Origin of the sequence: Streptomyces fuscigenes (assembly GCF_021556455.1) — a bacterium.
Classification (GTDB): Bacteria; Actinomycetota; Actinomycetes; order Streptomycetales; family Streptomycetaceae; genus Streptomyces; species Streptomyces fuscigenes.
In genome coordinates, this window is record NZ_JAKGCV010000169.1 from 1 (window position 1) to 11,209 (window position 11,209).

Here is an 11,209-nt window from a genome sequence, read left to right on the forward strand (position 1 = left end):
CCAAGCTCGTCGCCGACCGGGGCAGGCGCCTGGACGAGGACCCGGGCAGGGGGCGCGAGCAGGACCCCGGCAGGACCCACCCGGACCGCCCGACACCGCCGGCCGGCACGCTGCGCGACACGGCGGGCGGGGCTGCCCGCACCTGGCGCGGGGAGACCCCCGGCGGCCTGCCCCGCCGCGTGCGGCAGGCCAACCTCGCCCCGCAGCTGCGGGATGCCGCCGCCGAGCGGCCCGGCGCGAGCGGTCGCCCGGACCCCGGGGACGCCGAACGCGACGCGGAAGCCGTACGCTCCCGGATGGCCTCGCTCCAGCACGGCTGGCAGCGCGGTCGCCGTCAGAACGAAGCCGAGGAGTCCGCCGGCCGTGCCGGGGGACCGACCGGTGGAACACCAGGAACGACATCGGAGGGGAACGGTCGATGACCGCACCGTACACACCACGAGGCGCCGCCCGAGCCGGAGGCGGACGCGAACTCGACTGGCTCCTCGACGAGCTGGTGGAGCGCGTGGCCAGCATTCGCAAGGCCCTGGTGCTCTCCGGCGACGGGCTCCCCACCGGCGCGTCCAAGGACCTCAGCAGGGAGGACGGCGAGCACCTCGCCGCCGTCGCGTCCGGGTTCCACAGCCTCGCCAAGGGCGTCGGCCGCCACTTCGACGTCGGCCAGGTCCGCCAGACCGTCGTCGAGCTGGACGGCGCCTTCCTCTTCGTCACCGCCGCCGGCGACGGCAGCTGCCTGGCCGTCCTCGCCGACTCCGACTCCGACGTCGGGCAGGTGGCCTACGAGATGACGCTCATGGTCAAGCGCGTCGGCACCCACCTCGCGACGGCCCCCCGCACCGGCCTGCCCGCCGGGGGATGAGCACCGGCGCATGAAGGAAACTGGTCAGGACCCCCACGCGTGGTACGACGGCGAGGCCGGGCCCGTGGTACGGCCGTACGCGATGACGCGCGGCCGTACCGAGACCGACGGCCAGCACCGGATGGACCTGATCGCCCTGGTCGTCCCGGAGCCGGCCGCCGAGGACTCCGGCCTCGACCGGAGCCTCTCGCCCGAACATCTGGACATCGTCGAACGCTGCGTCGAGGCACCCCAGTCGATCGCAGAACTCGCCTCGGGCCTGGACCTGCCCGTCGGGGTGATCCGGGTCCTCGTCGGCGACCTCGTCGAGGACGAACTGGTCCACGTATCCCGCCCCGTTCCGCCGGCCGAGCTGCCGGACGTGAACATTCTCCGCGAGGTGATCAATGGCCTTCGGGCGCTCTAGCTCGTCAGGCAGGGCCGGCCACACCGGCCCGTCCGGCGGCTCCGACGCACCGGCCCCCCGCCGGCCGGGCGCGGCGGCCATCCCCACGGGCGGGGAGGTCCGCCGCATCCACCCCGTCACTTTAAAGATCCTCGTCGCCGGCGGCTTCGGGGTGGGCAAGACGACGATGGTCGGCGCGGTGAGCGAGATCAGACCGCTGCGCACCGAGGAGATGCTGACCGAGGCGGGGCGGCCGGTGGACGACGTGCACGGCGTCGAACGCAAGACCACCACCACCGTCGCCATGGACTTCGGCCGCATCACGCTCCGCGGCGACCTGGTGCTCTACCTCTTCGGCACTCCCGGCCAGGACCGGTTCTGGTTCCTGTGGGACGAGCTCGCGCAGGGCGCGCTCGGCGCGGTCGTACTCGCCGACACCCGCCGTCTCGCGGACTCCTTCGCGGCCGTCGACTACTTCGAGCGGCGGCGCATCCCCTTCACGGTCGCCGTCAACCACTTCGACGGCGCCGATCGCTACCCGGCCGAGACGGTACGGGACGCGCTCGACCTCGATCCGGGTGTCCCGCTGGTCATGTGCGACGCCCGCGACCGAGAATCGGTGAAGGAAGTCCTGGTGACGGTCGTGGAACACGCCATGACCCTGGCGGCCGGGCCACGCGAGCATGCCCCCACCTGACAGGTTCACGAAGACCCCGGTGCCGGACTCGCACTGCGCGAGCTGCGGCACCCCCTACTCCACGGGCCTCGGCTGGCCGCGCACCTGCCAGGCGTGCGGCACCACCGCGTACCGCAACCCGCTGCCCGTCGCCGTCGCCCTGCTCCCCGTCACGGACGAGCAGGGCTCGGCGCTCGTCGCCATCCGCCGCACCATCGAGCCCGAGCGCGGCGGCCTCGCCCTGCCCGGCGGCTTCATCGAGGCCCATGAGACGTGGCAGCACGCCGTCGTGCGCGAACTCATGGAGGAGACCGGGATCGAGGCGGCCGAGGAGGACGTCCGCCTCGCCGACGCGCTCAGCTCACCCGGCGGCCACCTGCTGCTGTTCGGCCTGCTGCCGGCCCGCCGCGCCGACCTGCTGCCCCCGTCCCGGCCCACCGCCGAGACCTCGGGCACCCACCTCCTCCACGAGGCGTGCGACCTCGCCTTCCCCCTGCACACGACGGCGATCCGCAACTGGTTCGGCGGCCACTACGGGGCGCCCGTCGTATAACGCGGGAGCGCGGCGCCGAGGAGCCGGGCGCCGCCACGCCCCGCTCCCGCACGCCGCGCACCGGCGGGGCGCCGCCCTCAGCGTCCCGCGCCGCGCACCAGCACCGGCCACTGCGGCGGCTCGCCGCCCTCCTCGGTCACCCGCGCGACCCGCACCTCGCCGCCCTGCAGCCGCGTCGCGTAGCGCTCCGTCGCGGGTTCCTTCCAGCCGTCCCCCGGGTCCCGCACCACGAGGCCGCCCCCCGTACGGCCAGGCGCGGGCGCCCACACCTCGAGCGCGATGCCGCCGCGCTCGTCCCGCACCGGCAGCACCGACCCGGCGCGGGCCAGCACCGGGACGCGCGAGAGCGGCGCCGCGATCCGCACCTGCCCCGGCCCCTCGTACGCGCGCTCGTCCGCGACGTCGTACCAGCGCCCCCGCGGCAGCCGTACGAAGCGCCGCCGCGCGCCCTCCTCCAGCACCGGCGCCACCAGCAGCGCGTCGCCGAGCAGGAACGCGTCCTCGCACGCCCGCAGGTCCCGGTCCTGCGGCCGGTTCCACCACACGGGCCGCACACACGGCGCGCCGGTCAGGCCCGCCAGCTGCACGAGCGTCACCAGGTACGGCATCAGCCGCTCCCGCTCCGCCAGCGCAGTCCGCGCGTGTCCGAGCACCTCCCCGCCCGCGCCGGACGGCCGCCCCGGCCTCTCCACGAAGGGCCCGCACAGCCGCAGCAGCGGCAGGTGCGCCGCCAGTTGCAGGCGGCGCAGCACGAGCTCGTCCGGCTCACCGTTCCCGAAACCGCCGACGTCCGGACCCGAGTACGGCACCCCGCTCAGCCCGAGGCCGAGCACCAGCGCCAGCGCCGCCCGGAGCCCCTCCCACCCGCCGGGGTCCTCGTCCCACCACGTCCCGCCGTAGCGCTGCATCCCGGCCCAGCCGGACCGCGAGAAGGAGAACGGCCGCTCGTCCGGACGCAGCCGGCCTAGCGCCTCGAACCCGGCGCGCGCCATCGCCAGCCCGTACACGTTGTGCGCCTCGTGGTGGTCGCCGCCGCGGCCCTCCAGCGCGTGGCGCGCCGAGCGGGGCAGCGTCCGGCCGCCGAACGGGGCGAGCGTCGCGGGCTCGTTCCCCTCGTGGAACACCCCGCCGAACCCCTGCGCGAGGTACTCCTCGTAGAGCCCGCCCCACCACGCGCGCACCGGCGGGGACGTGAAGTCCGGGTACGCGCTGAGGCTGGCCCGGGCCGCCGCCCGCACCTCGCGCCCCGCCGGATCGCGCACGAACGCGCCGGACGCGGAACCGGCCGCGTACACCGGGTCGCCGGGATCGACCCGTACGGCCGGCTCCACCACCGACACCAGCCGGGTCCCCTGGGCCCGCAACTCCTCGGCCAGAGCGGGCAGATCGGAATACCGCCCGCCCTCCACGGCAGAGCCCCGGCGCCGCTCGGGGCGGCCGGCGTCCAGGTGCACCGCCGCCGGCGGCAGGCCGTGCTCCCGGTAGCCGGCGACCACCCGGCGCACCTCCCGCTCCCCGCCGGGCCCCCGGTGCGCGAGCTGCGGCCCGAGCGCCCAGGCCGGCGGCGGCACCGGTGCTCCCGTCAGCTGGGTCCAGCAGTGCAGGACCCGCGTCGGCGTCCCCGCCATCACCCAGCAGCGCAGCGGGCCGCCCTCCACGCGCAGCTCGCTCGTGCCCGGCCGGTCGTGCCCCGAGCCGGCGCCCTCCCGCCCCTCGCGCAGGGTGAGCCGCCCCTCCCACGTGTTGTCGTGGAACGCCAGGTGCGTGCCGCCGTCGGCGACCACCAACTGCACCGGCATCGTCAGCCGGGCCGCGTCCTGCTTGACCGACGGCCGGGGCGCACCGTTCCACAGCCCGTACACCCCGTCGCGCAGGAGGAGCCCGGACGCCCGGCCGCCCAGGCCGAAGAACCGCGCGTCCGCCGCGACCTGCGAGCGCTGCGACCAGCGCGCGCCCGTCCCGTCCGCGGCCTCCCACCAGCGCGGCGGCAGGTCCCGGCGAAGCGTCACACCGCCCGGGGTGCGCACCTCCACACCGCCCTCGCGCGACACCGCCACCGTCAACCGCTCCGAGACCACCCGCCAGCCGCCGTCCGTGTCCGGTTCGAGCACGGCCCGCGGATCCGGCTCCGGCGCGGGCCCCGCCAGCGCGTACGAGGGCTCCGGCCGTGCGCCGTCCCAACCCCAGAAGACCGCGCCGCCCACGGCCACCCGTATGTGCAGCTCCGCCCGCGCGAAGCGCACCGTGCCGCCGCCCGGCCCCGGTTCCGCCCCCCGCACCCGTCCCGGCACCCGCGCACGCTCGGCGAGGCGGGGCGGCAGCGCCCGCGCGTCCGTGCGCCGGTGCCGCCACGCCGTGCGGGCGCCCGCCAGTGACGGCACCGGGCCCGCCTCCCTCATCGAACGCACCAGCTCACGACCGTCCATGCTGATCAGCCTGCCATCCGTCGCGCGCCACGTGTGCTGCGTTCAACTGCCGTTCACCCAGGGCTGCGAGCCGTACACCTTCGAAAAGGCCCCGGGTGCGTTCCGGGAGCGTCGCCGGGGCCGCGCGGGCCGTGCGCGGCAGGGCACCGCGGCCGAGCCTGGTGCGAAAGACGATCACATGGCATCGTCCCTGTCAGCCGTGGACCGCGTGCGCCCGGGCACGCGCACCCGCACACACTCAGCGTCGAGCCAGGTCGGGAGCCGCACCGTGATCTCAGAACCCACCCCTGCCCCCCTCTGGCAGCCCAGCGCCGAGCGCGTCGCCGCCGCGCAGGTCACCCGCTTCCAGGAATGGGCGGCCGAGCACCACGGAGCACCGGCCGACGGCGGCTACCCGGCCCTGCACCGCTGGTCCGTGGACGCACTCGACACCTTCTGGGGTGCCGTCGCCGAGTGGTTCGGCATCCGCTTCACCACCCCCTACGAGCGGGTCCTCGGCGATCGGACGATGCCCGGCGCGCAATGGTTCACCGGCTCCACCCTCAACTACGCGGCGCACGCCCTGCGCACCGGCGAGGAGCCGGGCCGCGCCGGCCTGCCCGCTCTCCTGCACGTCGACGAGACGCAGGAGCAGACCCTGACGAGCTGGCAGGAGCTGCGGCACCAGGTCGGCGGGCTCGCCGCCCACCTGCGGGAGATCGGCGTCCGCCCCGGCGACCTCGTCAGCGGCTACCTCCCCAACGTCCCGCAGGCCGTGGTCGCGCTGCTCGCGAGCGCCGCCGTCGGCGCGGTGTGGACCTCCTGCGCCCCCGACTTCGGCGCCCGCAGCGTCCTCGACCGCTTCCAGCAGGTCGAACCGGTCGTGCTGTTCGCCGTCGACGGCTACCGCTACGGCGGCAGGACGCACGACCGCCGGGACGTCGTCGCGCAGCTCCGCGAGGAACTGCCCACGCTGCGCGCCGTGGTCCACGTACCGCTCCTCGGCACCCCCGCCCCCGACGGCGCCCTCGACTGGGCGGACCTCGTGGCCGGCGAGACCGAACCGGTCTTCGAGGAGGTCCCCTTCGACCACCCGCTGTGGGTCCTCTACTCCTCCGGCACGACGGGACTGCCCAAGGCCATCGTCCAGTCGCAGGGCGGCATCCTCCTCGAACACGTCAAGCAGCTCGGCCTGCACTGCGACCTCGGCCCCGACGACCGGTTCTTCTGGTACACCTCCACCGGCTGGATGATGTGGAACTTCCTCGTCTCCGGCCTGCTCGTCGGCGCCACGGTCGTGCTCTACGACGGCAGTCCCGCCCACCCGGGCACCGACGCGCAGTGGGACGTCGCGGAACGCACCGGCACCACGCTCTTCGGCACCTCCGCCGCGTACGTGATGGCCTGCCGCAAGGCCGGCGTGCACCCCGGCCGCGACCACGACCTCTCCCGCCTCGCCTGCGTGGCCACGACCGGCTCACCGCTGCCGCCCGACGGCTTCCGCTGGCTGCACGACGAGTTCGCCGACGCGGGCGGCGGCCTGTGGATCGCGTCGGTCAGCGGCGGCACGGACGTCTGCAGCTGCTTCGCGGGCGCCGTGCCCACCCTGCCCGTCCACATCGGCGAACTGCAGGCCGCAGGCCTCGGCACCGACCTCCAGGCCTGGGACGCCGAGGGGCGGCCCGTCGTCGGCGAGGTCGGCGAACTCGTCGTCACCAACCCCATGCCGTCCATGCCGGTCCGCTTCTGGAACGACCCCGACGGCAGCCGCTACCACGACAGTTACTTCGACACCTACCCGGGCGTCTGGCGGCACGGCGACTGGATCACCCTCACCGACCGCGGATCCGTCGTCATCCACGGCCGCTCCGACTCCACCCTCAACCGGCAGGGCGTCCGCATGGGCTCCGCCGACATCTACGAGGCCGTCGAACGCCTCCCCGAGATCCGCGAAGCCCTCGTCGTCGGCCTCGAACAGCCCGACGGCGGCTACTGGATGCCGCTGTTCGTGCACCTCGCGCAGGGCGCCGTGCTCGACGACGCGCTCACCGGCCGTATCAAGCAGGCCATCAGGACGGATCTGTCGCCCCGGCACGTGCCCGACGACATCATCGAGGTCCCCGCCGTCCCGCACACCCTCACCGGCAAGCGCATCGAGGTCCCCGTCAAACGGCTGCTGCAGGGGACTCCCCTGGAGCGGGCCGTCAACCCGGGCTCCGTCGACGACCTGGAACTCCTGCGCTTCTACGAGCGCCTCGCGCGCGACCGCGGCTGACCCCCGCGCCGCGCCGCCGGGGGCGGCATCCACCGTGCGGCACCCCCGATGTCGGACCCCCTCGTTACGCTGAGTGAAACAGTGAACGTGCGACGTCACCGGTGTGATGGCGCGCGTCCACGGCCACGCGACACGCGACACCAGGGGGAGTCCATGACAGCTCACACCGACCGCCACGGACCGGGCGGGGGCAGGCCCACGGCGAGGGGCCTGCGCAGGGCGCTGCGCCGCGAGGTCCCCAGCACCGTCGGCCTCCTGGCCGACGAGGAGGACTTCGCGGCGATGCGCGCGTACCGCACGTTCGTCTTCGACGACCACGCCACCTACCTCCGGCACACCGGCAGCGTCCTGCAGCAGCTGGCCGCCCGTGAACTCCACACCCGCGTCGCCCTGTTCGACCCGCAGGACTACGAGTGGGACTGCGCCGCCACCGGCAGCGACCCGGACTGCCCGGCCCGGCGCGCCCGCTGGACGGCGGACATCGCGGCGGGCGGCGGCGCCGTCGTTCCCTACACCGGGGAACCCCTCGGCATCCTGCTGCCCATGCTCGTGGACACCGCCGTCCGCAGGGCCACGCAGGCGTACGCCACGGCGATCCTCGCCGGCCTCGGCTCCTGCGCGCACTGCGACGAGGACATCGGGCGGGCCGCCCTCGACCACGCCTCCGCACTGCTGCGCCGGCTCCTCGACCGCGCCGGCCCCGGCGTCCACCAGCTCGTGTGCAGCGCGCCCGCCGCGGACGACCCGCTCGTCGGGGTCCTGCGGGCCGAACAGCCCGGCGGGCCGCCGCTCCTCGACGACGGGCCCGCCGCCGAGTTCGCGACGGTCCTCGCGGTCGCCGTGGCCCTGGACACGCCCGCCGGCATCGTCATGCGCACCGTCGCGGACGCGGTCCCCGACCGGCTCCACGGATGGCGCCTGAGCCGCGGCCGGCTCCTCCCGCTCTCGGCGGCCGAGGTCTTCAACGCCTACTGCACGGACGCCGAGACGGGGGAGCCCATCGGCCCCGAGCCGGGTGTCGACTACCGCGCCGGATTCGACCTCGGCCCGGGCGAGGAGGAGTTCGGCCACTGACGCACCGTCGTGCCAGCCGCCCGCGGGGTGGCCCCCGCCCCCTGGCGGGCCCGTCCCGCGGCAGGCGTCCGGACCGTCCCGCGGTCCCTCCCGCCACACGGCGCAGGGGCCGGCCACCGCCCCGCGGTGCCCGGCCCCCGGCCGGCGGCGACGTGCGCGCACGCGCCCGCCGCCCGCCTACGCGTGCGACTCTCCCGACAGCACGGCCTGCGCGGCCTGCCTGGCCTCCTGCGCCGAGTCGGTGGCCCGCGCGGCCGCCGCCGCGCGCTCGCACTGCGCCAGCGTGTGCTTCGCGAGCGTCGCCCGTACGTAGGGGATCGACGCGGAGCCCATCGACAGCGACGTCACACCGAGCCCGGTGAGCACGCACGCGAGGAGCGGGTCGGACGCCGCCTCACCGCACACGCCGCAGCTCTTGCCCTCGGCGCGTGCGCTCTCGGCCGCCAGCGACACCAGGTCGAGCAGCGCCGGATGCCACGGGTCCTGCAGCCGCGACACCGCGCCGACCTGCCGGTCCGCGGCGAACGTGTACTGCGCCAGGTCGTTGGTCCCGAGCGACAGGAACTCGACCTCCTGGAGGATGGAGCGCGCGCGCAGCGCGGCCGACGGAATCTCCACCATCGCACCGAACTTGGCCCGCAGCCCCGCCTCGCGGCACGCCTCCGCGAAGGCCTTCGCGTCCGTACGGTCCGCCACCATCGGGGCCATCACGTCGAGGTAGACCGGCAGCCCCTCGGCCGCCTTCGACAGCGCGGTCAGCTGGGTCCGCAGCACCTCGGGGTGGTCCAGGAGGCTCCGCAGCCCCCGCACGCCCAGCGCGGGGTTCGGCTCGTCCGCCGGCGTCAGGAACGACAGCGGCTTGTCGGCCCCCGCGTCCAGCACCCGCACCACGACCCGGCCCTCGGGGAACGCCTCCAGCACCGCCCGGTACGCCTCGACCTGCTTCTCCTCGGACGGCGCGCGCTCGCTGTCGTCCAGGAAGAGGAACTCCGTGCGGAACAGGCCCACGCCCTCGGCGCCGGCCTCCACCGCGGCGGCCACGTCGGCGGGACCGCCGATGTTGGCGAGCAGCGGCACCTTGTGCCCGTCCGAGGTCGCCCCGGGGCCGGTCACCGAGCCGAGAGCGGCCTTGCGCTCCGCGGCCTGCTGCTCCAGGCGCGCCCGCTGCTCGGCGTCAGGCTCGACGAACACCTCGCCCGTGCTGCCGTCCACCGCCACCGACGCACCCTCGGCCAGGTCCGTCGCGCCGGCCAGCGCCACCACGGCGGGCACGCCGAGCGCGCGGGCCAGGATCGCGCTGTGGCTGGTGGGCCCGCCCTCCTCGGTGACGAAGCCCAGCACCAGCGCGGGGTCGAGCAGTGCCGTGTCGGCCGGCGCGAGATCCCGCGCGACCAGGACGTACGGCTCGTCGCTGTCGGGCACCCCCGGCATCGGAACGCCCAGCAGCCGGGCGACGATACGGTTCCGCACGTCGTCCAGGTCGGCGACCCGGCCCGCCAGGTACTCGCCCGCACCCGCGAGCAACGCGCGGTAGGCGGCGAACGCGTCGTAGACAGCGCGCTCGGCGCTGCTGCCCACGGCGATGCGCCGCTCGACGTCCGCGATGAGCTCGGGGTCCTGCGCCATCATGGCCTGCGCCTCGAGCACCGCCTGCGCCTCGCCCCCGGCCAGGTTGCCCCGCGCGTTCAGGTCGGCCCCGACCGCCTCGACGGCCTGCCGGGCGCGCCCCTGCTCGCGCTCGGCCTCCTCCGCCGGCACCTGCTTGGCGGGCGGTTCGAGCACCGCGGTCCCCATGTGCCGGACTTCGCCGATGGCCACTCCGTGGCTCACACCGACGCCGCGCAGCGTTGTCTCCATGTCACCGTCTCCGATTGTGCGATGGCCCCCGCATCGCGATTGATGAGCTGTACAGCAGCGGCCGGGGTGACCGGATCACTGCCAGGCGAAAAGGGTGTCGCCGCCCGCGACCTCGCCGGACTCGACCAGGTCGCCCAGGGAGTCGGGGGTCGCCTCGAGCGCCACGACGGGACAGATCGGCGACTTGCCCGCCTTCTCGACGCCCGCGGGGTCCCAGCGCACGACGCCCTGGCCGCGCGTGACCGTGTCGCCCTTGTTCACGAGCAGCTCGAAGCCCTCGCCGTTGAGCTGCACGGTGTCGATGCCGAGGTGCGTGAGCACGCCGTGGCCCTCCGCGTCCACGACGACGAACGCGTGCGGATGCAGGGACACGACGATGCCGTCCACGGGGGAGACGGCCACGCCGGGTTCGCGCACCGGGTCGATGGCGGTGCCGGGCCCGACCATGGCACCCGCGAAGACGGGGTCCGGAACGGCGGCGAGGCCGATGGCGGTACCGGGCAGAGGGGCTGACACGACGGTCATGGGACCTCCCAGTGGGCGGAGTGAGAACGGATCCGCCGTCACTGTGAGTAGTAGGACGGCGTGCTGTTCAGAGCCTAAGTCATGGTTAGGGACGCTTCCGTATGTGCGGGCGGGCACGGGAGTGGATCATCGATTTGCCTGCGCTGAGCGGGCGGCTGTACTGTCACACCCCTGCCCGGCACCGGAACGGCGGAGCGACTTCGCTCCGTGAGAAGGCGGCTGGCGGATCTCTCTCTCGCAGTATCGCCCGAACCGGGCCCCCTTCCGCATGTTTGCGGGGCGGTGGTCAGGGAAGACGAAAAAGCCTGATAGAGTTTGGAAACACCGAAGGGAACGCCCGGAGGAAACCCGGAAGGGAATCCGAAGAAAGCGTCCGTTCCTTGAGAACTCAACAGCGTGCTAAAAGTCAACGCCAGATATGTTGATACCCCGTCCATTAAAGCCGGACGATCTGGCCTCCTTGTGGGGTCGGATGGTTTCGGTGGACGAGGTTCCTTTGTAGTAACACAACACAGCGAGGACGCTGTGGACCGCGGGGATTATTCCTTCCCGTGGTCCCGCTCTCGTGGTGTGACCCCGATGACGGGGAAAGCATTCACG

At 74.5% G+C, this 11,209-nt stretch carries 9 protein-coding genes and 1 pseudogene; 7 read left to right on the top strand and 3 right to left on the bottom strand.

Going from position 1 to position 11,209, the window contains the following annotated elements:
* The 5 genes and pseudogenes from L1885_RS15445 to L1885_RS15465 all read left to right on the top strand — a co-directional run.
* Positions 1-422, top strand: a pseudogene (locus L1885_RS15445) (histidine kinase); the annotation flags it as partial.
* Positions 419-859, top strand: a complete 441-nt coding sequence (locus L1885_RS15450) for a roadblock/LC7 domain-containing protein (protein ID WP_235797691.1) — start codon at positions 419-421, stop codon at positions 857-859. The pseudogene L1885_RS15445 and the gene L1885_RS15450, both read left to right, overlap by 4 nt.
* Before the next feature lie 10 nt (positions 860-869).
* Positions 870-1,265 carry a DUF742 domain-containing protein gene (locus tag L1885_RS15455; protein WP_235797692.1) on the top strand — a complete coding sequence of 132 codons (396 nt, stop codon included), beginning with the start codon at positions 870-872 and terminating at the stop codon, positions 1,263-1,265.
* A 166-nt stretch (positions 1,266-1,431) separates the two neighbouring features.
* A complete protein-coding gene (locus L1885_RS15460) occupies positions 1,432-1,941 on the top strand; it encodes a GTP-binding protein (RefSeq protein WP_235797698.1) in 510 nt (169 codons plus the stop codon).
* On the top strand, positions 1,928-2,473 hold the full coding sequence (locus L1885_RS15465; RefSeq protein ID WP_235797693.1) for an NUDIX domain-containing protein: 546 nt from the start codon (positions 1,928-1,930) through the stop codon (positions 2,471-2,473). Before L1885_RS15460 ends, L1885_RS15465 begins: the two co-directional genes overlap by 14 nt.
* A 77-nt stretch (positions 2,474-2,550) precedes the next feature.
* On the opposite strand, the gene L1885_RS15470 is transcribed toward L1885_RS15465, so the two are convergent.
* On the bottom strand, positions 2,551-4,899 hold the full coding sequence (locus L1885_RS15470; RefSeq protein ID WP_235797694.1) for a glycoside hydrolase family 31 protein: 2,349 nt from the start codon (positions 4,897-4,899) through the stop codon (positions 2,551-2,553).
* Between the two features lie 178 nt (positions 4,900-5,077).
* On the opposite strand from L1885_RS15470, the gene L1885_RS15475 reads away from it, so the two are divergent.
* Both L1885_RS15475 and L1885_RS15480 read left to right on the top strand, forming a co-directional pair.
* The gene (locus tag L1885_RS15475; RefSeq protein WP_372481952.1) at positions 5,078-7,153 is read left to right on the top strand and encodes an acetoacetate--CoA ligase; all 2,076 of its coding nucleotides are present in this window, start codon (positions 5,078-5,080) and stop codon (positions 7,151-7,153) included.
* Between the two features lie 153 nt (positions 7,154-7,306).
* Positions 7,307-8,227: a DUF8829 domain-containing protein gene (locus L1885_RS15480; protein WP_235797695.1), complete on the top strand. Its 921-nt coding sequence runs from the start codon at positions 7,307-7,309 to the stop codon at positions 8,225-8,227.
* A gap of 177 nt (positions 8,228-8,404) precedes the next feature.
* On the opposite strand, the gene ptsP is transcribed toward L1885_RS15480, so the two are convergent.
* Positions 8,405-10,084, bottom strand: coding sequence for a phosphoenolpyruvate--protein phosphotransferase (gene ptsP / locus L1885_RS15485; protein ID WP_235797696.1), 1,680 nt, complete (start codon positions 10,082-10,084; stop codon positions 8,405-8,407).
* 75 nt (positions 10,085-10,159) lie between these two features.
* Positions 10,160-10,609: a PTS sugar transporter subunit IIA gene (locus L1885_RS15490; protein ID WP_235797697.1), complete on the bottom strand. Its 450-nt coding sequence runs from the start codon at positions 10,607-10,609 to the stop codon at positions 10,160-10,162.
* Positions 10,610-11,209 lie beyond the last annotated feature (600 nt).